Annotated in this window: 26 protein-coding genes; 5 read left to right on the top strand and 21 right to left on the bottom strand. The window is 50.4% G+C overall.

Features of this window, described 5'->3' with window-relative positions; genetic code table 11:
- Nucleotides 1-28: 28 nt before the first annotated feature.
- The 5 genes from proC (at nucleotide 29) to M1D70_RS11605 (ending at nucleotide 3,861) form a co-directional block, all read left to right on the top strand.
- Nucleotides 29-898, top strand: coding sequence for a pyrroline-5-carboxylate reductase (gene proC, locus M1D70_RS11625; protein WP_009595094.1), 870 nt, complete (start codon nucleotides 29-31; stop codon nucleotides 896-898).
- On the top strand, nucleotides 895-2,109 hold the full coding sequence (locus M1D70_RS11620) for a 2,3-diketo-5-methylthiopentyl-1-phosphate enolase (RefSeq protein ID WP_456289903.1): 1,215 nt from the start codon (nucleotides 895-897) through the stop codon (nucleotides 2,107-2,109). The genes proC and M1D70_RS11620 overlap by 4 nt, the downstream gene beginning before the upstream one ends.
- Nucleotides 2,106-2,786, top strand: a complete 681-nt coding sequence (locus M1D70_RS11615) for a 2-hydroxy-3-keto-5-methylthiopentenyl-1-phosphate phosphatase (protein WP_456289902.1) — start codon at nucleotides 2,106-2,108, stop codon at nucleotides 2,784-2,786. The genes M1D70_RS11620 and M1D70_RS11615 overlap by 4 nt, the downstream gene beginning before the upstream one ends.
- A complete protein-coding gene (locus M1D70_RS11610) occupies nucleotides 2,787-3,443 on the top strand; it encodes a methylthioribulose 1-phosphate dehydratase (protein ID WP_456289901.1) in 657 nt (218 codons plus the stop codon). It abuts the gene before it with no gap.
- 124 nt (nucleotides 3,444-3,567) lie between these two features.
- A complete protein-coding gene (locus M1D70_RS11605) occupies nucleotides 3,568-3,861 on the top strand; it encodes an SdpI family protein (RefSeq protein WP_090910864.1) in 294 nt (97 codons plus the stop codon).
- Between the two features lie 55 nt (nucleotides 3,862-3,916).
- On the opposite strand, the gene M1D70_RS11600 is transcribed toward M1D70_RS11605, so the two are convergent.
- The 21 genes from M1D70_RS11600 to dinG form a co-directional block, all read right to left on the bottom strand.
- Nucleotides 3,917-4,057 carry a hypothetical protein gene (locus M1D70_RS11600; RefSeq protein ID WP_009595238.1) on the bottom strand — a complete coding sequence of 47 codons (141 nt, stop codon included), beginning with the start codon at nucleotides 4,055-4,057 and terminating at the stop codon, nucleotides 3,917-3,919.
- Nucleotides 4,058-4,145: 88 nt separating this feature from the next.
- Complete coding sequence (locus tag M1D70_RS11595) at nucleotides 4,146-5,261, bottom strand: hypothetical protein (RefSeq protein WP_009595199.1); 1,116 nt, start codon at nucleotides 5,259-5,261, stop codon at nucleotides 4,146-4,148.
- Between the two features lie 23 nt (nucleotides 5,262-5,284).
- Nucleotides 5,285-5,743, bottom strand: coding sequence for a hypothetical protein (locus tag M1D70_RS11590; protein ID WP_456289900.1), 459 nt, complete (start codon nucleotides 5,741-5,743; stop codon nucleotides 5,285-5,287).
- Nucleotides 5,740-6,231 carry an RNA polymerase sigma factor gene (locus tag M1D70_RS11585; RefSeq protein ID WP_009595216.1) on the bottom strand — a complete coding sequence of 164 codons (492 nt, stop codon included), beginning with the start codon at nucleotides 6,229-6,231 and terminating at the stop codon, nucleotides 5,740-5,742. Before M1D70_RS11585 ends, M1D70_RS11590 begins: the two co-directional genes overlap by 4 nt.
- A 231-nt stretch (nucleotides 6,232-6,462) precedes the next feature.
- On the bottom strand, nucleotides 6,463-7,287 hold the full coding sequence (locus M1D70_RS11580) for a CPBP family intramembrane glutamic endopeptidase (protein ID WP_456289899.1): 825 nt from the start codon (nucleotides 7,285-7,287) through the stop codon (nucleotides 6,463-6,465).
- A 63-nt stretch (nucleotides 7,288-7,350) separates the two neighbouring features.
- Nucleotides 7,351-8,385 (bottom strand): phosphotransferase enzyme family protein, encoded by a 1,035-nt coding sequence (locus M1D70_RS11575; RefSeq protein WP_456289898.1) that lies wholly within the window; start codon nucleotides 8,383-8,385, stop codon nucleotides 7,351-7,353.
- A 146-nt stretch (nucleotides 8,386-8,531) separates the two neighbouring features.
- A complete protein-coding gene (locus M1D70_RS11570; protein WP_009595112.1) occupies nucleotides 8,532-8,801 on the bottom strand; it encodes a CD3324 family protein in 270 nt (89 codons plus the stop codon).
- Nucleotides 8,802-9,082: 281 nt separating this feature from the next.
- Nucleotides 9,083-9,748: an HAD family hydrolase gene (locus tag M1D70_RS11565; protein WP_456289897.1), complete on the bottom strand. Its 666-nt coding sequence runs from the start codon at nucleotides 9,746-9,748 to the stop codon at nucleotides 9,083-9,085.
- A 19-nt stretch (nucleotides 9,749-9,767) separates the two neighbouring features.
- Nucleotides 9,768-10,457: an HAD family hydrolase gene (locus tag M1D70_RS11560; RefSeq protein ID WP_254664123.1), complete on the bottom strand. Its 690-nt coding sequence runs from the start codon at nucleotides 10,455-10,457 to the stop codon at nucleotides 9,768-9,770.
- An 88-nt stretch (nucleotides 10,458-10,545) separates the two neighbouring features.
- Nucleotides 10,546-11,163 (bottom strand): DUF4367 domain-containing protein, encoded by a 618-nt coding sequence (locus M1D70_RS11555; RefSeq protein WP_456289896.1) that lies wholly within the window; start codon nucleotides 11,161-11,163, stop codon nucleotides 10,546-10,548.
- Nucleotides 11,160-11,459, bottom strand: coding sequence for an RNA polymerase sigma factor (locus tag M1D70_RS11550; protein WP_456289895.1), 300 nt, complete (start codon nucleotides 11,457-11,459; stop codon nucleotides 11,160-11,162). Before M1D70_RS11550 ends, M1D70_RS11555 begins: the two co-directional genes overlap by 4 nt.
- A 219-nt stretch (nucleotides 11,460-11,678) precedes the next feature.
- Nucleotides 11,679-12,425, bottom strand: coding sequence for a DnaD domain-containing protein (locus M1D70_RS11545; protein WP_009595106.1), 747 nt, complete (start codon nucleotides 12,423-12,425; stop codon nucleotides 11,679-11,681).
- Nucleotides 12,426-12,443: 18 nt separating this feature from the next.
- Nucleotides 12,444-13,739: an asparagine--tRNA ligase gene (asnS, locus tag M1D70_RS11540; RefSeq protein ID WP_456289894.1), complete on the bottom strand. Its 1,296-nt coding sequence runs from the start codon at nucleotides 13,737-13,739 to the stop codon at nucleotides 12,444-12,446.
- Nucleotides 13,740-13,769: 30 nt separating this feature from the next.
- Nucleotides 13,770-14,978, bottom strand: a complete 1,209-nt coding sequence (locus M1D70_RS11535; RefSeq protein ID WP_433939271.1) for an acetate/propionate family kinase — start codon at nucleotides 14,976-14,978, stop codon at nucleotides 13,770-13,772.
- Entirely contained in the window at nucleotides 14,975-15,847 is an 873-nt protein-coding gene (locus M1D70_RS11530) for a 3-hydroxyacyl-CoA dehydrogenase family protein (RefSeq protein WP_009595114.1), read from the bottom strand. Before M1D70_RS11530 ends, M1D70_RS11535 begins: the two co-directional genes overlap by 4 nt.
- Nucleotides 15,848-15,981: 134 nt before the next feature.
- On the bottom strand, nucleotides 15,982-17,484 hold the full coding sequence (locus tag M1D70_RS11525) for an AAA family ATPase (RefSeq protein ID WP_456289893.1): 1,503 nt from the start codon (nucleotides 17,482-17,484) through the stop codon (nucleotides 15,982-15,984).
- The gene (locus tag M1D70_RS11520) at nucleotides 17,477-18,010 is read right to left on the bottom strand and encodes a hypothetical protein (RefSeq protein ID WP_009595224.1); all 534 of its coding nucleotides are present in this window, start codon (nucleotides 18,008-18,010) and stop codon (nucleotides 17,477-17,479) included. Before M1D70_RS11520 ends, M1D70_RS11525 begins: the two co-directional genes overlap by 8 nt.
- Nucleotides 18,011-18,267: 257 nt before the next feature.
- Nucleotides 18,268-18,786, bottom strand: coding sequence for a cell wall elongation regulator TseB-like domain-containing protein (locus tag M1D70_RS11515; RefSeq protein ID WP_009595138.1), 519 nt, complete (start codon nucleotides 18,784-18,786; stop codon nucleotides 18,268-18,270).
- A gap of 31 nt (nucleotides 18,787-18,817) precedes the next feature.
- Nucleotides 18,818-20,119: an amidohydrolase family protein gene (locus tag M1D70_RS11510; protein WP_433939269.1), complete on the bottom strand. Its 1,302-nt coding sequence runs from the start codon at nucleotides 20,117-20,119 to the stop codon at nucleotides 18,818-18,820.
- A complete protein-coding gene (locus tag M1D70_RS11505; protein WP_009595150.1) occupies nucleotides 20,094-20,759 on the bottom strand; it encodes a redox-sensing transcriptional repressor Rex in 666 nt (221 codons plus the stop codon). Before M1D70_RS11505 ends, M1D70_RS11510 begins: the two co-directional genes overlap by 26 nt.
- A 65-nt stretch (nucleotides 20,760-20,824) precedes the next feature.
- Nucleotides 20,825-23,701 carry an ATP-dependent DNA helicase DinG gene (dinG, locus tag M1D70_RS11500; RefSeq protein ID WP_036673793.1) on the bottom strand — a complete coding sequence of 959 codons (2,877 nt, stop codon included), beginning with the start codon at nucleotides 23,699-23,701 and terminating at the stop codon, nucleotides 20,825-20,827.
- Nucleotides 23,702-23,736 lie beyond the last annotated feature (35 nt).

The raw sequence follows: 23,736 nt of genomic DNA, 5'->3' as shown, positions 1-23,736 counted from the left end.
CCAAAAGCCATGAAGGAGGAACAAAACGATGTGCCAATCTCCGCAGAACCGACCTTTAATAGATAAAGCAATCACCTTCTACGGCGCAGGCTCGATGGCCGAAGCGATCGTACGAGGATTAGTGAGCCGTTCTGTCGTGCTTCCCGAGAATATTACGATGCTGAACCGTAGTAACGCCCAGCGCCTTCTGGAACTGAGCGAACGGTACGGCGTCCAGATCAACAACGACGAGGCCGCCAAAATCGAAATTTTGAAAACCTCGCCGGTGATCGTGCTGGCCATGAAACCGAAGGATGCCGCCAAAGCGCTGAAAGAACTGGGACCCAAGCTTTCCAGCGACCAATTGATCATCTCCGTGATCGCCGGACTTTCGATTTATACGACGCAGACGCTGCTAGGAAACCAGCAGCCCATTGCTAGAACGATGCCGAATACATCCGCTTCGATCGGGCTTGGTTCCACGGGCATTGCGTTCTCGAAGAATATCAGCGAAGAACAGCGTCAGCTCGTGCTGACTTTGTTCGAAGCAGTTGGCCACGTGACGGTCATCGAAGAAGAGAAGATGGACATCCTGACCGGGATATCCGGCAGCGGCCCGGCTTACTTCTATTACATGATGGAGGCCATGACCGCAGCGGGAATCCGCGGTGGCCTGACGCCGGAGCAAAGCCGCGAGCTGACGCTTCAAACCATTCTGGGTGCCGCCCGCATGGTCCAGCAGACCGGGGAACAGCCGTCGTCGCTGCGCGCGAAGATTACATCGCCGAACGGTTCGACGCAAGCTGCCCTGGAAACGCTCGACAAAGGCGATTTTTTCGAAACGGTCATTGCCGCCGTAAACCGCTGCGCTGAGCGCTCCAAAGAAATGGGCGCGATGCTGAAGGAGCAGATCTCATGAGCCGCTGTATTGCAACGTACCGAATTTATGACGACCAGGCGGATTTCCGTAAGAAAGCGACCTCCATCGCCGTTGGCATGACGGTTGGCAGCTGGACCGAGCTGCCGCAGGCCAAACGCGAAGCCATGCAGAAACATCTTGGCGAGGTCGTTGACATTCAGGTTCACGAGGGCTGGGAGCCCGGCAGCCGTTATGCGGATGTCTGCATCGCTTATCCGGACATCAATTTTAGCCGGGATATTCCTGCCCTGCTGGTGACCGTGTTCGGCAAAATTTCCATGGACGGGCGCATCAAGCTGACGTCCCTGGATCTGTCTCCCGACTTCCTGAGTGCATTTCCCGGACCGAAGCATGGCATCGACGGAATCAGAGGCCTTCTCGGCGTCCATGACCGTCCGCTGCTCATGAGCATCTTCAAATCGGTGATCGGACTGAATGCGGACGAGCTTAGAGCCCAATTTATCCGCCAGGCGCTCGGTGGCGTGGATCTGATCAAGGATGATGAAATCCTGTTCGAGAACGACCTCACCCCGATTGAAAAACGGGTCAGCATGTGCATTCAAGCCGCTGCGGACGTTGAACAGCAGACGGGCAAAAAACTGCTGTACGCGGCCAATTTGACCGGACGTACATCGCAGCTGCGCGAGCAGGCATTGCGCGCGATCGATGCAGGCGCCAATGCCCTGCTCTTCAATGTGCTGTCCTACGGGTATGACGTCCTGCACGAGCTGAGCAGCGATCCGGAGATTACGGTGCCCATCGCGGCTCACCCAGCGCTTGCCGGCGCCATCTATCCTTCTCCGCACTATGGGATTGCGGCACCTGTGCTGCTCGGCCAGCTGATGCGGATCGCCGGAGCCGATCTGGTGCTCTTCCCTTCTCCTTACGGCTCCGTCACGATGCCGAGGGAAGAGAATCTCGCCATTCGCGACGAGCTGCATAGCGCTAAGCTTGGCGTGAAGCGAAGCATGCCGGTACCGTCCGCGGGAATTCATCCTGGACTCGTTCCGCGCATCATCCGGGATTTCGGCACCGATGTGGTCGTTAACGCAGGCGGCGGAATCCACGGTCATCCGATGGGAACCGAAGCTGGCGGCAAAGCCTTTGTACAGGCGATTGAGGCAACGATGAAATCCGTGCCGCTTGCCCACTATGCCGAAGAGCACGAAGAACTGAAAGCCGCACTGGACATCTGGGGAGGAGAAGCATGACATCTGGAGCAAAACAGCCAATTATTTTTTGCGATTTTGACGGAACTATCACGAACAACGATAACATCGTCGCCATCATGAAACACTTCAAACCGGAAGGCTTCGAGCCGCTCATGCAGGATACGGTTGACCGCACCATTTCAATTCGGGAAGGCGTTGGCCGCATGTTCGCGCTCTTCCCTTCCTCCATGAGAGAAGAAATTACCGAGTATGTGCTGAGCCATGCCGGGATAAGGGAAGGCTTCGCAGCGTTCCTTGACTATTTGAAATCCGAACAGATCGAGTTCTATGTCACAAGCGGCGGCATCGATTTCTTTGTCGATCCTCTGCTGAAGCCCTTTGGCATTCCGGCGGACCATATCTTCTGCAACGGTGCCGATTTCGAAGGGGATCGCATTAAGATTACCTGGCCTCATCCTTGCAAGGAATCCTGCCATAACGACTGCGGCATGTGCAAGGTTACGGTGATGGACCGTTTTCCAGCCGACCGATATTACCGGATTCTGATCGGTGACAGCCTTACCGATTTTGAAGGCGCCAAGCAGGCCGACCTGGTTTATTCCCGATCCACGCTCACCGAGCAGTGCAAGAAGCTTGGCGTGTTTCATGTACCCTTCGAGACATTTACCGATATTCAGAACGACATGAAAGACAAGTTTACGCAGGAGGTGCTGTAAGTGGCATTTTCAGATATCCAGCTCGAACAGAAACAGGCTGCGCTGCAGGAACTTAGAGGAATCAAGGAACTGTTTGCATCCAGAAACTGGTTCCCGGGTACAAGCGGCAATCTTTCTGTCCGTGTTGGCGATTTCCATCCGGAGCAGTTTTATTTTGCCGTCACGGCCAGCGGAAAAGACAAATCCGTACATACGCCGGAGGATTATCTCTTTGTGGACCAGAACGGTGTCCCTTGCGAAGCAACCGGCTTAAAGCCCAGCGCGGAGACTTTAATCCACTGTGAAATCTACCGGAAAACCGGCTGCGGCGCCATTTTCCATGTGCACACCATCGACAACAACCTGATCAGCGATTGGTATGGTGAACAAGGTTACGTGCCTGCCCAAGGAATCGAGCTGATCAAAGCCTTTAACATTTGGGAAGAGGACGCGGCGATCCGCATTCCGATCCTGCCGAACTATGCGGACATCCCGCGGATTGCAGAGCTCGTTCCCGGCGCGCTCGATCCGGCGGTACCCGGCATTTTGCTGCGCAACCACGGCATCTACGCCTGGGGCAAAAATGCGTTCGAAGCCAAAAAACATCTGGAGGCTTTTGAGTTTATATTCGAATACTCCTACCGCCGTTTGCTTCTGAATGCAGCCGGTTCCAAGTAATTTTAGCCTTGCGGGGATTGAGCTTAATCAGCCGGATATCCCGCGTGACAGGTCCAGGCACCCTGAAATCCGACCGCTTCGGTTCGGGGTGCATCCAGCTTATCCTTCCAGAGGAGTGTATAGGGTGCTTGAAAGCTTAGCCATCGGCGTCGTGTTTATTTTGTACGGATTGGTCCTCTTTTTGATTCCGCCTAAAAGCTCCAACAGTTTTTATGCTTACAAAACGACGTCTTCACTCAAAAATGAACGGAATTTTAAAGTTGCCAATGCCTACGTCAGCTTGCTGCTGATGATTTTCGGAGTCATCCTGCTGCTGATCGCCAGGCTTACCGGCCACTTCATGACGACCGTGATTTCGACCGTCATCGTTTTTATCCTGATTTATATTCTCGTTGAACGAAAGCTAAAAAACCTGTAAAACGATCACAATCGTTTTACAGGTTTTTTCTTTGGAACGCTAAACGCTAGGTGAATCATAGCCGATTCTGATCCTGCTCCGATAAAGAGATCGAAGGCGACGGTACCGGATCCGGCGAGGAGTAGGCATTGACGACAAACAAACAGGTCCCAACAAACAGAGCAATGTACAACAAATAATACAGATTCTTGGCCACAATATCTCCCCCCATGTCTCGTTCATCATTACTGGTTGATTTGAGCACGCTTGATCATCGGTTGGAATCTTTCAGATGATCAGATATTTCAATCGTTGTCGGAATCATAAAATGGACGATTTCCACTCCGTGAATCCTTCTTCGAGCCTGTCATCAGCTTGATTCCTCCTCCGATGAGAAGCACCGCTACGATTACGGTTTTCATGTAGGTTCGAATCCGGTAATCCAGGTGCAAATCCGGAAACAGCGTTTCAACATAAGGCATCACAACGCTCGTAAATACGAAATAGATGCCAAGAATGAGCAGGCCAAGCCCTAGCCAGCGCTGCTGATTTCCAAGGCCCGAGATGATCGGCCGATCCCGGAGCGGCTCCCGGCCATAGCGGCTGACTTGCTGCAAACCATCGAAAAAGGCATAAAACCAGATCAACGGGATCAAAAACAGAAATACCGAGAGCTTAAGCACATCCAGTACATAGATGCTGCCAAGAAATAGAACCATGAGCTGCAGTCCTCGTTTTTGCAAACCCAAATACATTTGACCCGCTCCGGGAAACGCCGACAGCAAGGTGGCAAACACTTTGCTGCGGCGTCCGCTCTCCCGGCCGCTCTCCAGCTCATCAAACAGCGTGCGGTCTATGAGCAGATCCCCGGCTTGCTTGCGGTGAACCAGCTGTACCACGTCAAACATGCAATAAAGCCATATGATCGGCAGCATGCCCAAAAACAGCAGGAACACCGATTCATGAGTCAACCCCGTCAGGAACACCAGAATCGTTCCAAGTCCGAAAAAGGCGATCAGGAATGACAGCCCGCGCTGCATCAAGCCCAGTTGAAAATGGCCAAGGCCGGGAATGAAGGACAGCAGGATGGTATAAAAGCGCTCGGACTCATCGCTCTTGTCCTGGCGAATCTCCATCGGCCGCCCGAATTCATCATGAATAATCGTGACGGGGGTATAACGGATCAACGCAATGAGCAGATCGAGCATGCTGATCCCCCAGATCATTAAAGCACCGAGAAGTCCCAGCGCAAATACTGCGTCGGAAGCCGACATGATCCCAAACAAAATCCCGCCGAACAGGCTTCCGAAGAACAGCAGCGGATATAACAGCGCCCGTCCCTTCCTCCCCCAGTAATAATGGCCGAGACCCGGAAGGATATTGAGTATAAAGGCAAAACCTTTACTTCGTTGCGGTTGCACTAAGCATCTTCCTTTCATTTTTCTTATCTGGATAATAGCCGGTCCAGCCAGCCCGTTGTTTTTTCCACCCATTGCTCACTATAGGAAGGCGTATCGGATAAAGGGACCTGACCGCTAATCTCACTGGGAAGCAGCCGGTCGAATGCCCCGGTGAAGAGGAACAGCATCGTAATGGACGCCGCTATGGCATAATGGACGATGGCGCGTTCGTACCAGCGCTTAGGCCGTTCCTGAATCCGCAGCGGTGCTTTCGGGGTGTAAGGCTTAATCTGTTCATGTTCCACCACCTGCTCGGCAAATGCTTCCGGATCTGCCATACCGGGAAGTTCGGCATCAAGCTCCGACAGAACCTGCATATAGATCTCCAGCACGTCGTCATCCGTTAGCATGAGCTCTTCATATGAAGTTCGTTCTTCGGGCGAGCCTTCCCCTCTAACATAACGTTCGGTCAGCAGCTTGAGCTCGTGATCCTTGGCGTTCATTTCCACTCCTCCTCCTTCCACGATTTCCGAATCCATTGTCTGGCCCGGTATAATTTCGATTCAACCGTCTTGACCGTGACATTCAGCTCGGCTGCGATTTGTTCGTAGTTTTTCTCTTCCAAATAAAAAGCCGTAATAATGACGCGGTGATTGTCCGGCAATGCTTCAATTTTCTCTCGAAGTTCCTCTCTTCTCTCCTTATGTATGAGCAGAGAAACCACATCCTCGTCCCGGGAAGGGAGTTTATCCAGCACTTCTTCATGTTCGCCGGGCAGCTGCTCCGGCGGTTTACGGGAAAGCTTCCTCTTCATGTCAATCGCTTTGTTCAAGGCGATGCGGGTAATCCAGGTCTTAAAACCTTCAGATCTGTACTGGGGGAGAGCTTTGTATACTTGTATAAACACTTCCTGCGACGCATCCTCCGCTTCCTTGGCATCCCGCAGGACCGAGTATGCCGTATGGAACACGTGCTGGCTGTATTGGTTCACCAGTTCCCGAAAGGCTTCTTGCTCACCTTGCAGGATGAGCGCGATTAACGTTTCTGCATCAATAACTCTCCCCTCCTTCCCAAATACATAGACGTCGGCTTTATAAGCTGCCCCTGCACTTTTTTCAAAAAAAATTAGGATGAATCTAAAAACAAGACCAACACAGCTTGTCCCCTAGTTTGCCCGTACCGGCCAAAACAAAAAAAACGTCTATCGACGCCCTTAGGAAGGTTACAGAATCATACCGCTAAGGACGAATAGAACGTTCATCGCAAAATGCATGACCATGACGGGAGCCAATCCTTTCGAACGAATAGCCACGCCGCCCATCATGATGCCAAAGATTGAAAACAACAGGCAAACCGGCCACGAAAAACCTAGGTGGTAATGGTATAAACCAAAGGTAGCTCCGGCGATGACAAGCCCTTTCAGCTCCCCAAATCCACTTACAAAATGACTAAGTATGTATCCCCGCCACAACAGCTCCTCAAGGACGGCATTGATCAGCGCAAATGATAGTGCATAACCGATAAGAACGAGAAGTTGCGGCTGTCCCCAGTCAATAAAAAATGAAAATATGGCACAGACGATAACCAGGAAAATAAGCATGAAACGCCAGATCGGATCCTTGAGCGGGCCCTTGAATATCCATGGAAAATAAATCGTTTTTCCCCATGAACCTGTGGCAAGGTATAACGGTTTTTCCTTCGTTAAAATGGCCGCCAGTGCAAAGGGGAATACAAATAATATCAGACTTAGCCTCGACAGGATGATCGCCCAGGCATCGTGCCCCGCTAATCCATTTTTAATGATTTCACCAGAAGAATGATAGAGCATATAACCTATCACCATGATAAGCGCCACGATGGCCGTGTCATTTATCTGAATCGATATCTTGCGTACGCTTCTAAGCTTGAACATCGTATATATTATCAGGATCAGTCCGATTCCCCACGCCACGGATAGAAGGAATGATGACCATTGAACCCATACGATGGTGGCGATCATGATGATCAAGCAGGTATTAAATTCACCTGGTTGGTTCGTTACTTGCAAGCTTTTCTCTCCCATTCTGTAACGCGTATGATGATAACATGATACCCTTCTATCATGACTGGATCAACTAGAGATTGGTACATCGTCTATTTCTATGGGCTCTACCACATTCAGCAGAAACGGACGTCCGCGCAAATATTCATGGATATAGGCTAGCGCATAGATTTGCTCACTCTTAAGACTTTCTGTCTCTCTTGGATTGGAGGCATGGTGACTATAATTCTCCATCATGATCATGATGAAAAAGCATTCCAGAGAATGAATATAATTCGAGCCCAACTTCCGCACGCTTTCATATCCTTGAAGCACTTTTAAACGTTGGTTCGGAACGAGTGACAACATTACCGCTGCCAAATCGTAAAGAAAATAACCATAGCCACATCTACCGAAATCAATCGGATGAGGAAATCCCCCTTCAAATACCAGATTCCCCAAATGCAAATCGGCATGAATGAGACCGTAGTTGAAATCGTCAGCGTTCATATGATCAAGCTGGGATATAACCTTTTCAGCTGCGAGTTGGTATAGTATAAATGAGGCTTCCGACAAAAAAGTCCCCGCATATCGTTCCAACTTGGCGAGCGCTTCTCTATAAGAGTTTATCCCCCATACCGGCCCCCGGCAATCAGAAGGTCTTTCGAAGCCAAGTGCCGCTTCATGCAGTTGAGCAATCAAGACACCTACCTGATAAGCCTGGTCTTCTGTAAGTCTTTCATGCGCATGCACTCCATCCACCCATTTCATAACGGTGACAAGAGGTGCTTTGAATCCATGATCTGTATCGATTGTCAACCATCTTAACCCACTTGGAGTGGTTATACCTGTCGGCACTTTGATACCTGCGGCAATAAGGGCATCCAGAAATTGAAGCTCCAGGTCGATTTCATTGCTGCACCGCCGATCCGAATGAATTCTTAACAAGCAGGTTTCATCTATGTTCGTCCTAACTTGATATGTAATCGTGTCCGAAATACCGATAAATTCAATCTCAACCCATCTCAGGTTATATTGCTGAAGTGCCGATACCGCAACCCTTTTGGCTCTTTCGAGCAGCGCACATCTTTGTTCTTCTGTTTCAAATTGAAAAAACTCATTCATGAACTCACCTCTGCTCTATGGATTTGAACGTTCTTGAATGATTATAATTGCTCAGCAGCTGCATTTCCTATATAACGATTAGTTTAAAATGACTTTTAAACACAAGAAAAAAGCCACATCAGAATCAGTTCCAATGTGACTTGCTTTTACTTGTTTTTGGTATACACGATTTTTTTGATGGAATCGCAGGATAAACAATACTGAGAAGAAAGCTGGTCAATCGTGGCGCCTGAAGCAAATAGCTGCCGGATTTCCAGGTTTCTTTTTTTCAAATACACCCGGCTGCCCGAGTTTTCTCCCCATTTCTTGCGCAAACCTTCGGGTTTCGGGATGTATACCATCCCGCCCTGTACATATTTTTGCACTTCCTTCAGCAATTCCTCGGGAAGTATAATATCCGCGTTTATATATTTCATGGTAGCTCTGCTCCTTAAAATTAAAATAAAGGTTTTAAGGATGCAAAGTCCAATAGATAAACGGCCCTCTCTACGCGAGGTAATCAGGCGGTAACTTTCTCATCGCTCCATGCAAACAACCGCCGTTGTTCATCATTTAGACTTTGCATAGAGCTCATCGTCAATCTTCCCATCATGATCATGCCCCTCCCTTCACAAATTATGACATTCCGACTGGTTAAGACCATTATAACCGATGTTAGGCGAAAAATCGAAGCCTCCGTCTCATCGGCAGGCCGATCCTAAACCGCTAAGCTTGCAAACGACCGGAGCATCTCCTCCACCGTTTTGAAGAAATAGGTCGGCTGGCATGCCTTCAGCTCTTCCTCCGAACCATAGCCGTAACCTGCAGCCATGCTGTGTATCCCGCAATTCCGTGCTCCTATTAAATCATGCATCCGATCTCCGATCATGACGGCTTCCGAAGCATGAATACGGCAGTTATCCAGAACATGCTGAATGATTTCGGTTTTGGCGGACCGGGTGCCGTCCAGTTCGCTTCCGCACACCATGGTAAAATAGGTGGACAGCTGGAAATGCTCAAGTATCGTTTGCGCAAAAACCGCAGGCTTGGAGGTAGCGACATACAACTGTCGCCCTTGCGATAACAATAGATCCAATACATCGCGAATGCCGACATATACTTCATTTTCATACAGGCCGGTGTCCTTGAAATATTCACGATAGCTCAGAATTGCTTCCCAAGCCTCGGCCTCGCTGAAATGGTACTTTTCGGTGAAGGTCTCCTGGAGCGGGGGACCGATAAAGCATTCCAGCTCGGAAAGATCGTTGACGATAATCCCATGCTGACCGAGTGCGTGCCTCACAGCTTTCGTGATGCCTTCGCGCGGATCGGTCAGGGTTCCGTCCAAATCAAATAGAATATGCTTGTATTTCAATTCGATCATTCTCCTTCTTTCATGATTCCTAAGTCAGATCCTTGAGCTCCATAAGATCCTTGATCATATAAGCAGGCCGATGACGGTCGCTTAAAGGGGTGCCCCTGCGATTATAATAACAAAAATCAATTCCTGCATTCGCTGCTCCTTCATAATCATCCGTAAGCGAATCCCCTATGTACAGCACCTCGCTTGAGTCAACCGCTAATTCCTGCAAAGCAAGCTTAAAGATATGCGGATCCGGCTTCCAGTACTTTACTTCATCCGAAATGATGAAGGAATCAAAATAATGAAACAAGCCTCCTGCCGCAAGACGTTTGCGCTGTGCTTCACCAATGCCGTTGGAAATCACACCGAGCGCAAAATTGCCGTGCAGGTGCTCCAGTATAAGATCGGCATGCGGCTCCAAATGGGGGGAACTGCAAAATAACCCCCAGTATGTTTCCGAGATCTCCCGGCACTGGTTAAATTCCCGCTTCAATCCAAGGAACGTGTCCGTGAAGGAGTGCTCCAACACCTGCCTAATGTCGTGATTATGCTGAATTCGGTTCATCCAGTAATTAAAATTGATCGGTCCGAATGTCCCCCAGAACTCATCCCACGTCAAATCCTCATGCAGACGGTATAACTCCAGCGCCTGCTGCATGCATTTCTTTTCGCTCTGACTGTAGTCTAGCAACGTGTTGTCCAGATCAAAAATAATGGCCTTGTATCTCATCTCCATCTCCCCCTCCGGCCGATGCTGCAACTATATGCATTCGATAATCCGGAAAGGTTCTCCTGCTAATCAGGATCTGAAACGGTCGTTAGTTAATAAAGCGCTCTGCGATTTCTATCATGTTCTCTTTTGTTAGCTTCGCTTTGCTGTTCAATGCGATATGGTAATAAAGATCTTGAGCCTCATCCACCCAAGCCAGGCCTTGATTAAAATAGGCGTCTGCGTATCGAACGTATATCATCTCGTGTCCACCTGCCAGAACCTTTTCGACATGGTCCTTATCGGCATAATGAATCTCCTGCTTGGAGTTCATGGCGCTTCGCTTGGTTGCTATTACGCTGATCGAGGTTTCCATGTCGCTGCCTTTTACGTAGGATAGCGAAATTGAGCCCGCGCTGGGCGGTTTTATCTCCTTAACGAAAATTCTTTTGCTTCCCGTCGATTCTTCCGCCTTCCGAATCAACTCATTTTGAATATCGTAATAAGCTTTTGTCGGCTCTCCCCCCTGAAACAAATCGGAAAGATCGGGGGTAAAGGAAAGGGTTCCTTCATGAAACGAATACTCTTTTAATATCCGGGAGGGAATATGGATGTCAGGCATTCCGCGCTTACCCGCTTCCTCTCGAAATACACCCAGATCCCCCATATGTAACGAACCTGCGTGAAATTCAAGTAAGGTTTCCTTTCCATGAATCTCTCTCTTCAAATCATTGATCTCTTGGTGTTCAGACAATGGTGATAAGCCATCTTATACAGCCAAGCAGAAAATGAGGTCTCTGGCTTATACGTCTCGAGTTTCTGGTAAGCCTTCACCATGATTTCCTGTACGGCATCCTCCGCATCCTGCCGCTGGTTCAGCAGTCTCCAGCAATACATGAAAATCTGCTGTTGAAATGCTTCAACGATATGTACAAAAGCTTGCCGATCCCCGTTTAACACCCGTTCTATGGTTACCTCGATGTCCAATTCCTTCATCTCTGGCTTCGTCGGTTGAATGCTCACTTTCGTCACTCCCCCCTCTCATCAGCAAATCATCCACTGAAGATGCCTTCATGATTTATAACACATGACAGCGGAAAAAAGGGACAGCTAGTTTCTGTATTTTGCAAGTTTTATTCGTATAAGACCGCATTTTCCATCATGAGTCAGATCGCTTGGAAACGGAATATTTCCATCCATCACATACAAAAAAAGCACGTCCTTCATGGACGTGCTTCTGAGCTATCTTCCGATATTTCTGAATTTCTGCGTATAGGCTTTGGCATCCTGTGCGGTACGCACCCGGTTGCGGCTCCATTCGAGCAGGATCCGGTCAATGTAGCGGAAATGCAGTTTGCCCGCGAATACCGCCTCTTTTAGCGCTAACAGGATCAACTCGTCCGGGTAGCGGTCCGCGTCGACCCAGCCGGAGATTGTCTCCAGCTCCATCGGCGATAGCGGACGTCCGAATTCCTTTTCGAAAATGGTGAACAAATTCCGCTCTTCCTTCTCAGGAGCCGGTTTCTCCGATGCAGCTGTTTTGCCGGAAGCTGGACGGGCATTCAACAGAGGTGAAGCAAACTTGGCTGCTTCAGGGCTTTTGTCCCTGCCCTCTTGGGCCAGACACGCAGCAAGCTTCTCATACAATCCGTTCAGATTGTACCGCTCATAATGAATTCCCTGGCCCTCGTCGACATATTCATCTATGCCGATCAGTCCTACCTTCATTAGGCGCTGCAGGCTTGCAGCGATGAAGGCGGCTGGAGAGCCCGTCACCTCCGCAAGCTCCTCCAGCGAAGGAAACGTCTTAAACTCCACCTGCTGATACCCGATCAAATGGATGACCAGCATCGCTTCGCGATCGCTTAAACCAAGTGACCGGTAATGCCGGAGCAGGGCATATGGAATGATCGCCATCCCTTGGCTCATGCCGGCAGCGGCGCCGGCCGTCCAACCGTTCATGCCGGTATCCGCGTTGCCGTGGTCCATGGACTCACCTCTCACGGCTTACGGGTACATCCGGTACAGGGTCCGTGGGAACGGAATCGTTTCACGAACATGATCCAAGCCGCAAATCCACGCAACGGTACGCTCAAGGCCTAAGCCGAATCCGGAATGAGGCACGGTGCCGTATTTACGCAAATCCATATACCATTGATAAGTTTCCATCGAAAGATCATGCTCTTTGAAGCGCTCTTCGAGCAGCTGTGGATCGTCAATCCGCTGCGATCCTCCGATAATCTCGCCGTAACCTTCCGGCGCGATCATATCCGCGCACAGCACGACCTCTGGACGATTCGGATCCGGTTTCATGTAGAAAGCCTTGATGCCTGCCGGATAATGGGTAATGAGGACCGGCTTGTCATACTTCTCGGCAATGGCCGTTTCGTGCGGCGCGCCGAAATCCTCGCCCCAAGGAATATCAAAATCCTGCGTGTGCAGGAATTCAATCGCCTCATCGTACGTAATACGCGGGAACGGCGCCTGGATTGCCTCCAGCTTCGATATGTCGCGACCGATCGTTTCAAGCTCCTGACGGCAGTTTTTAACGACGGATTGCACCACATGGCTGATGAACTGCTCCTGCACCTGAAGGCTCTCCTCATGGTCCGTGAAGGCCATCTCAGGCTCAATCATCCAGAACTCGATGAGGTGACGGCGGGTTTTGGACTTCTCGGCGCGGAATGTCGGCCCGAAGGAGTATACCTTGCCGAGTGCCATGGCAGCAGCTTCCATGTACAGCTGTCCGCTCTGGGTCAAATAGGCATCTTCATCAAAATATTTCGTGTGGAACAGATTGGTTGTGCCTTCCGCAGAAGTTGGGGTCAAAATCGGCGGATCCACCAGCGTAAAGCCGTTGGTATCAAAGTACTCTTGAACGGCACGGATAATTTCTGCACGGATCACCATAATCGCACGTTGTTTCTGCGTACGAAGCCACAGATGACGATGGTCCATCAAATAATCGACACCGTGCTCTTTAGGCGTAATCGGATAGTTTTCCGTAAGATGTATAATTTCAATGCCGGTAACCGTCATCTCATAACCCGATTGGCTCCGCGGCTCTTCACGTATAACACCCGTCACATACAAAGAGCTTTCTTGTGTCAGGCTTTTCGCGTCTTCCCATACCTGTTCGGATACTTCGCTCTTCACTACAACGCCCTGGATATAGCCGGAGCCGTCGCGAAGCTGCAGGAATTGAATCTTCCCGCTGGAACGCTTGTTGTTGATCCAGGCGCCGATCGTGACGGTCTCGCCGACATGCTGGTTGACGTTACGAATCACACTTTTGGTGGCCATGCATAAATCTCTCCCTTATATCACTACTATTTAACGGTTGGAAGCTTGAACGATACGATGCGTATCCCGAGCAATAACCAATTCTTCATTGGTAGGGACCACGAGTACCTCAACCTTCGAGTTCGCCGCGGAAATACGACGCGGCTCGCCTGATCGAATGCTGTTCAGCTCCTCATCCAATTCTACTCCGAGATAGGTAAGCTGCTCAAGCACTCTTTGACGAAGAACGATCGAATTCTCGCCGACGCCCGCCGTAAATACGATGACATCCACGCCATTCATGGCGGCAGCATAAGAACCGATGTATTTACGGACACGATACTCGTACATTTCAAAAGCTAATGTGGAGTTCGGATCGCCTTTTTCCATGCCTTCCGTGATCTCGCGCATATCGCTGCTGATTCCGGAAATCGCCAGCAATCCGCTGTGCTTGTTCAGCATGGAGTTCACTTCGTTGACGGTCAGCTCTTCCTTGTTCATGACAAACGGCACGATCGCAGGATCCAAATCACCGCTGCGCGTACCCATCATGAGCCCTTCCAGCGGCGTCATGCCCATGGAGGTATCGATGGACTTGCCGCCCTTTACCGCTGTGAGGGAAGCCCCGTTGCCGATATGGCAGGTGATGATCTTCAGATCCTCCAGCGGACGGTTCAGAAATTCTGCCGCTGCCTGGCTGACATAGGCATGGGAAGTACCGTGCGCACCGTAACGACGTACTTTATACTTATTATAAAGTACTCTCGGAATAGCGTACAGGTACGATTTCTCAGGCATGGTCTGATGGAACGCCGTATCAAACACAACGACCTGCGGAACGCCAGGCATATTGGTTTCTGCGGCTTTGATCCCCATCATCGAGGCCGGATTGTGAAGCGGAGCCAGATCGAACAAGCGGCGGATTTCCGCTTTGGCGTCACTGTCTACGAGAGCGGATTCTTTAAAAGATTCCCCGCCATGCACCACGCGATGCCCTACGGCCTGAATGCTTTCGATGGAATCGATCACACCGTGCTCCTCGTTCGTCAGCATCCCAAGCACTTTGCGGATCGCGGTAGTATGCTCCAGAATTTCGCTGACTTCCGTTACGTCCTGTTTTCCCGTCGGTTTATGCGTCAGAATCGAGGAATCCATGCCGATCCGCTCAACCAATCCTTTAGCCAGCACGGATTCATCCGTCATGTCGTACAGTTGATACTTCAGCGAAGAACTGCCTGCATTAATTACGAGAATATTCATACCCGGTCACCATCCTTGTCGTACTTGAAAAAGCCTTCTCCGGTTTTAACGCCCAGTTGTCCTGCGCGAACCAATTTCTTTAAGACAATCGATGGACGGTATTTCAGTTCGCCGTACTCGCGGAACATGCGCTCCAGCGCGGCGAGAATGGAATCCAGGCCGAAACGGTCGGCCATCTCCAGCGGTCCGTGCTGGAAGTTATATCCGATTCTCATGGCGTCGTCGATATCTTCCGCCGAGGCTACGCCTTCTTGCAGGAGATGCATCGCTTCGTTGATCATGAGCGTGATCATGCGGGTGGTGACGAAACCTGGAGATTCATAGACCATGATCCCCTTTTTATCCGAAACTTCCTCTACAAAGCGTTTGGTTTCGTTAAACGTATGATCTGAAGTCTTCAGGCCGCGAATGATTTCAACGAGGTCGACCTTGGAAACGGGATGTATGAAGTGCATGCCAATAACACGCTCAGGATATTTGGTGGAGCTGGCGAGCTCCGTCAAACTAAGCGTGGATGTATTACTTGCTAATATTACGTGGCTCGGACAAACTTGATCCAACTGTGTAAATACTTCTTTCTTTGCATCCAAGTCCTCTATGATCGTCTCAATCACCATATCGCAGGTGCTAAGCTCCGCAAAATGAGTTACTTTTTGAATCCGGGTCAGGATCAGTTTCTTCTCAGCCTGGGTAATTCCCCATTTCTCCAGTTGTTTATCTAGACTGGTCTCGATCATTCGGTATGAATAGTCCAGTTTCTCTGGAGTTTTCTCTACGAGCAGTACGTCAAGGCCCTTGGCTGCCAGCATCTCCGCAATGCCCTGCCCCATGGTCCCGCCGCCTACAACGCCGATTTTTTTGAAGTACATGGTTTCTACTCCACCCTTTCCTTATCTCTATACTTTAATTGTACCCCATTTGTCGAAAAATACATTTTAGAGCACAAAGTATAATAATATCTTAGCACGACAAAAAAGTAAAAAAAAATAACCAGCATAACAATTTATGCTGGTAAAAGCGCGTTTTCACGAAATTGACAACGAAATTGTTCTCCCGAGAGAATTTCTTCCTTCAACAGGATGTCAAGAGAATTGTCGAATATCGGCCGTTTCTGTTCCAAGAGCGTCTTGGTGCGGTTCATTAGCTCTTCCAATATCACATTGTTCTCTTTCATCAGCTCTTCGGTAGTAACCATGTTCATGTTAACGATACCCAGCGACGTCAGACCCGACTTCATCATCGTCTCCACGATGTTCAGAGACTGCTCGAAATCATTGCTGGAGCCCGTGCTTCGGCCACCGTAATAGATCTCTTCGGCGGCCGCGCCGCCAAGAGCGATCATAATCTGCTCTTCCAGGAAGGTTTTTGTGTATAAATACTGTTCCTGCTGCGGATTATGGCGAACATAGCCAAGCGCCTTGCCGCGCGGGCTGAGCGCGACTTGCTTCACGCTGCCTGGGCGCACCAGCTCTGCCATGATAGCATGTCCCAATTCATGGATGGCAACACGTTTTTTCTCTTCCAAATTCGATTCACGGTCGGAACGCTCGCCCATCATTACCTTGTCAATCGCCATGGACAGATGACGCTGATGGATAAATTGTTCGTTCTCGCGCATCGTATAGATGGCGGCTTCGTTCATGACGCTCTCCAGCTGTGCACCCGAGAAGCCGTAAGCTTCCTCTGCTATTTTCTCCAAGTCGACATCTTGATGCAGCGGCTTATTGCCCGCATGCAGATTCAAGATATGCGTCCGGCCCTTCTTATCAGGCAGATCCACTTGAATATGGCGGTCGAATCGTCCTGGACGCAGCAGCGCGCTGTCCAGCATCTCTTTACGGTTCGTTGCGGCGATCACCAGAATGCGAGGCGTTTCCTGCGAATAGATGCCGTCCATTTCGGTCAGGAGCTGATTCAGCGTCTGGTCGTACTCTCGCTGTTGGCCGCCTTCACGTTTACCGCCGATGACGTCGATCTCATCGATGAAGATGATGGCATTTTGCTTGTTTTCTTTGGCCGCGCGGTTGCGGGCATCCTTGAACAAATCCCGGATACGCCCTGCACCGACGCCGACATACATCTCCACGAATTCACTGCCTGAAGCAGCGACAAAGATAGAATCGGTATAATGGGCAGCGGCCTTGGCCATCAAGGTCTTCCCTGTTCCCGGAGGCCCTGTGAGAAGAATCCCCTTCAATGGACGAATGCCGAATTTCTTAATATCTTCGTGACGAATCAGAAAATCCAATGCTTCCCGCAGCTCCTGCTTAGCGTTATCCTGCCCGCCGATTTCCTCGAACGTCAGCTTGGCCGGGCCGCTCTTCTTCCGCTTTCGCTCATTTCCGGCACCAACCGCGATGCCGCCCTTCATCTTGGCTATAAACAGCAAGCCGCCTACGAGTCCTGTCGCTATTAAGAGAGGCACGATGTTCACGCCGACAAACACAAGGAATACCAACAAAACCGGAATGAAGCCTAAGATAATTTCTTTTGCTAATTTAGGCATGATTCCACACCTCCATTTTGCCAGGTTGACGCGGCAAGATTATAAATTTACCAGACTTGCCGTCCGACAAGCTGACATAGACATTGGTGTCGTCGATCGTTGCTTTTGCTTTCAAATTCGGTGACTGGGCAGCCAGCTGCTCGAGCGATGATTGAATATCGGTATACTGCTTATTGTCCATCGCTTCGGCAACCGACAGCATCGCTTGCTCCCACCATTGATCCAATGCTTCCGAGGAATGGTCCTCCACCTGGATTCTCAATTCCCGCTTGCCGATCACGGACTTGCCTTCCTGCTTAATATGCTGAACCAAACCTTGTAAATTCGCATCCGGAGCCAAATCAAGATTCAAAGTCACGGTATCCTGTTTAATATCTATATGAGAACTTTTCACGCCATCGTATTGTGACACAACAGTTGCGAGCGGATTCTGCAAAGCCATCTGCCGATACAGAAACCAACCGCCAAAGAGGACCGATGCTGAGATCACGACAGTCAGCATGATAGGTACAATGCGCAGTTTCATGAAGTTCCTCCTTCAATTTCGATATGAAATTTTGTATAGCAATTGCAGCACAATAATACATATAACAACGATATATAGTGACGCATGTAATTGATCTGCTTAATTCGTACAAGTACGAGTATATCACATCTTATATACTTTTTCATGCTTGTCTGTGAAAATATTTAGAACAGTTTTACCAATTCATTTCTGTATGCGCTTACATATTTATGTGCCAAAGAGGCATCCCTATAAGGGGACGCCTTTCATTTGTTTTATTATTGATTAGGAAGAATAATATCATTTCCGATGGCGTTTCCGTCTTGAAAACGATAGAATCTGTAGCCGCGCTGACCGTTGTTTTCATACTGCAGCTGCCAGGCATACTCGCCTTCATACATTCCCGGCAGCAATCGCTTGATGACCGCACCCGGCATTTCGTTACGGATCTGGTCCCGCATCACGGCCTCTGACATGCCCGTATTCAATAACACGGACTGAACGGCATCTGCCCCTTCAACAGGAACGTTATCGTCCGTAAACTTCACCCAGACCATGCGGTCTTGGTTGTCTTTATCTTTCCCGCTGACCACCCAATAGTTATTGTCCTCGCCCCATACCGATTTATAGGTCTTGTCGGACGAGACCAATTGGCCATGCTGTTTCGCTGCAAGGATCGCCATTCTTTCTTCATTCCACGTATCTTTCATAACATAGGAATAATAGAGCTGTAGGCCAAGCAATAGTAGCAGGACGCCGGACACGCTCAGCAGTATCCACTTCGTTTTTTTCTTCAAATCCGTCTTCCTCGCTCCCCTTGATTATTCCCTAGAGGGTTGTAAGACGCTCAAATGCACGCTGCGCTTCCCGGCGGATGCGTTCCTCGTCGAGAGTAAGGCTCGCGCCATTCTTCACCACCTGCTTGCCGTCAACCCATACATGCTCTACATCCTTCGCGCTGGCAGAGTAGATCGCGTGAGAAATATAGTCGGTCCGCGGAAGGAAATGCGCCTGATCCGTATTCAATGCGATCATATCGGCTTTCATCCCTACCGCGAGCGTACCGATATCCTCAAGGAAAGCGGACTTGGCTCCGTACTCCGTACCCATTCGAAGCGCTTCGGAGGCCGGAATGGCCGTCGGATCCCCGCTTACTCCTTTATGGATCAGGGCAGCCAGCCGCATCTCTTCGAACATATCCAGGTTATTGTTGCTAGCAGGTCCGTCGGTACCGAGCGACACCGTTACGCCGGCTTTCAGCAGCGCAGGTACGCGGGCGACTCCGCTGGCAAGCTTCAAATTGCTTCCGGGATTATGCGATACGGCTACTTGATGCTTGGCCAAGACTTCGATTTCTTCATCGGTCAGATGAACGGCATGCGCAAGAAGCGTAGGACGGGAGAACATGCCCAGCTTCTCCAAATGGGCAACGGGGCGAAGTCCGTAATCCTTAACATTCTGAGCCACTTCGGTTTCCGTTTCGGACATATGGGTATGCAAAGGCAGGTTCAAGTCATGGGATGCTTGAACGAATTTTTCGATGAAATCCGGCGGGCAGGTATAAGGCGCGTGCGGCGAGATCATCGTCGTAATTCTGCCGTCAGCCTTGCCATGCCAATCCTTCGCGAATGCCACCGCCTCATCCAGCTTCTGCTGCTGTACCTCGGGCGGGCATAAACCGATTACGCCGCGCGTCAGGACACCGCGCATTCCCGAGTCCTGGACAACCTTCGCGACCTGATCCATATGGTCATACATATCGACAAACGTCGTGGTTCCGCCCTTGATCATCTCCAGCACGGAGAGCGATGTGCCCCAATATACGTCGTCTGACGTGAATTTGGCTTCCATCGGCCACATTTTTTCCTGAAGCCATACCTGCAGCGCCAGATCGTCGCCATAACCGCGGAGAAGCGACATGGCGGCATGTCCATGCGTGTTCACCAATCCAGGCAGGAAGAACAGATGGGTTCCGTCGATAATCTCTGTTCCCTCTTCCACGACGGGCTCCTCTTCGCCCAGGTACGTGATCCTGTCGTTCTCAACCACCATGTATCCGCGAAGCACGGATCGGTCTTCCTCCAGTACAGCAAACGTTCCGTTCTTAACCATCCACTTCGTTGTTGTCATGTGCTGCATCCTCCTTGCCGTTATCCAAATAATAGGCCAAACTTTGCAAATCCGTTGTAAAATCAGCCGTATGAATCCGGATATGGGCTGGGGCTTTCAGGATGGTTGGCGCAAAGTTCAGAATCGCCTCGATCCCTGAGGCGATAAGCTGATTCGCTACGTTCTGCGCTTCGAAATCCGGAACGGTGATAATTCCGATTCGAATGCCGTGCTCATGAACCGTCTTCTCCAGCTCTTCCATCGGCTGTACGACCAAATTGTTAATTTTCATGCCAACTTTGGGAGAATACGAATCGAAAATCGCCACAATCTTCATATTATCCTTCAGGAATGCATTGTAATTCGATAATGCATGTCCAAGATTACCGGCCCCGACCAATGCGACATTGATCTTCTGGTCCAGCTTCAGAATCTGGCGAATCTTCTCGATCAGATAAGAAACATCATATCCGATCCCTTTCCGTCCAAAATCACCGAAATACGCCAGGTCCTTACGAATTTGAGCAGGATTGAGGTCCAGCTTCTGTCCCAGCTCCTGGGAGGAAACCGTGGAAACCTCCCTCTTCTGAAGCTCATTCAAATAGCGCAAGTATACAGGTAATCTGCGGACCACGGCTTCCGAAATTTTTTCCGATTTCATGCATGCTCCCCCTAATAATAGGCTAATAACTACATCTTTTTTTGTTGATCGTGCTTGGTTTCACTTTATTCAGCTTGGTTTCCCGCGCTTGCCTCTTCCTGCAGCCATTCCGAAATTCGGGGAACGATCCCCTCTGTCGGCATGTGCTCCATCTTCGGCCCCGGCAAGGAATATAAGAAATACTTCCCGTAATAGGATTCAATGACCCGGGTATCGTACACGATCACGATCCCTTTATCTTGTGCTGTTCTCACCAGACGCCCAAACCCCTGTTTGAAACGAATGACCGCTTGCGGAACCGAAAGCTTCATGAAGGGATTCTTCTTCTGCTGCTGCAGCAGTTCGCTCTTGGCTTCGACCAAGGGGTGATTCGGCGGCTGGAACGGCAGCCGGACGATGGCTAGACAAGTCAGCGCCTCACCCGGGATGTCTACCCCTTCCCAGAAGGAGCTGGTGCCCAGCAGCACGGAAGCGCTGTTGTCCTGAAATCTTCGGATTAACTTGGTACGGCTGGTTCCGTCCATACCTTGTCCCAATACCGTGATGTCGCTTGATGCCAGCGCTTCTTTCAGCGGCTCGTGCACCTGGCGCAGCATCCGGTACGAAGTGAACAGGACGAGCATGCGGCCATGTGTAGCGACGGCCGTATCGGCCAAAGACTTCACGAGCGTATTCACAAAGAGTGCATCCCCGACCGATCCCTTCACGCTCGGAAAATCGCGCGGCACGACAAGAAGGGCCTGTTCCCTATAATTAAACGGGGACGGGAGCTGAACCGTGTTCAGGTTCCCCGCTTCAGCCGCTTCCTGAAGACCCAGGTTCTCGATCATGAACTGAAACGATTTGTCCACCGACAAGGTCGCCGATGTCAGAATCACGCTTTGTTTCTTGTCAAAAAACAATTCCTTCAAATGAGCGCTCACGTCGACGGGCACGGCATACAGCTGCAGCGATTTGCTGCGGAAATTGCCGTTCGCCTCCATCCAGTATACCGTGCCCTCATCGTTCAGGGCCATGAAGGATCGCAGGTCTTCACGATGCGCGGCAAGGTCCTTAAACAGGCCCGAAAGGTCGGTTAACAGGCTGTCCGCGCTGTAGTCATCCAAATCTTCCTTCATTTCGGCGATCAGCTTATCGCCCTTGCGCACGACATCGCCCAGCGTCAGATGAATTTGATGCTCCAGCTCGGCCATCGAATCCCAATCCTTCGGCTTCTTAAGCGGCGACAGGCGGAGCGAGAATTGGCCGGCATCTCCCGGAGAAGCGTCTCCGCGTTCCGGAAGCAGTCCGAACAATTGATCGCTGAGCCGATCCCAGTTCTCTTTTGCGGTAATCAGGTCCGGATACAAACGGTCGATGACGGAAGACCATTCGACAGCCTTCTCGTGCGGCGAAGCTTGCAGCAGCTGGCGCAGAGCCGGGAGCTGCCCGCTTCGGCTGTCTTTGTACATGCGGGTCAAGGTATGGACCACCGAAAAATACTTCATTTGCAAGCCAAGGTGCTTGCCGGCGACATCCTCAAGATGATGCGCTTCGTCGATGACGAGGCGCTCATAGCTTGGCAGCAGCTGATGATTCGCCTTCACGTCGGTGAACAGCTTCGAATGGTTCGTAATGACGACATCCGCGATGCCTGCTTCATGCTTGGCCCTGTGATAGTAGCATTTGCGGAACCAAGGGCAGGCGCGTCCGAGGCAAGAATCCGAATCGCTGGAGATGGTCTCCCAAAAATCCCCTCCGCGTCCGCCTAGGTTTAGCTCTTCGTCATCCCCGTTCTCCGTCTGGGTCAGCCAGACCAGCATCTGGGCCGCAGTGATTACGTCTTCCTTCGGGGAATGAAAATCTCTTCTATTTATTTTATGTTCAAATTTTCTCAAACACAAATAATGTCCCCTGCCCTTGAAAATGGCCGCCTTAAAAGGAAAAGGAACAACCTGGGTGAGCAGGGGAATATCCCGGTCACGCAGCTGTTCTTGAAGGTTGATCGTATGCGTGCTCACCATAACCTTCTGTTCCTGCTTCACGCTTTGATAGATCGACGGCAGCAAATATCCAAGGGATTTGCCGGTTCCCGTGCCTGCTTCGATCAATAGATGTTTATTGTCATCCAGCGCCTGCATCACTTCCTGGAACATCATGTCCTGGGCATCCCTGCTCTCATAATGAGGCAGCGTTTCCTTCAGGCGTTCACGGACATCGTTCATGTATTGCTCGAAGCTTACATCGGCCAAGGGGTTAGGCTCCGTCTCATCCCTGACAGGTGCTATATCGTTCCAATCATCCACCGCCAAGGCAAACTGGCGGTAGTACGTATGGGTGTCTCCCGCTTGTACGGCTTGGAGCTCCCTGTCGGAACGAATGCCGTCAAAGAACCAGGCCAAGTCGCTGTCCTCGTCGGCAAACAGGTCGCTTAAACGCTGAATGGTGAGCAGCGGAAGCTCGTCGATCTCCTCCAAACATTTCAGCAGCGCATAGGCTGTGGCAAGCGCATCGCTGTCCGCCTGGTGCGGACGGTCATGCTCCAGGCCGAAATGAGAAGAGACCATCCCGAGCTGGTAGGACGGGAGCGAGGGAAAGCATATTTTTAAGAAGTGCATCGTATCTAGAATACGGCCGCTGAACGGTAAATAGCCGCAGCGATCGAGCGCGTTTTGCAAAAAGTTAAAATCAAAAGCGACGTTATGTCCAACCAATACGACATCGTCGAGCATGGGCACAAGCTCCATCATCATTTCTTCCAATGACGGAGCATCCGCTACATCACTGTCGGAAATGCCGGTCAAACCGGTAATAAAAGGAGGGATCGGAATCCCGGGATTGACATAGGTGCCGTATACGCGGGATATGCTTCGATCCTCTTCGATGATGGCCAGTCCAACCTGAATGATTTCATCTGCAGACTGGTTGCCCGTGGTTTCAAAATCCAATACGGCAAATTTCATTTCGATAAAATCCCTTTCCTCCAGACTAATTAACA

The organism is Paenibacillus sp. AK002 (assembly GCF_053903045.1).
This window is presented reverse-complemented; position numbering and strand designations above follow the sequence as displayed.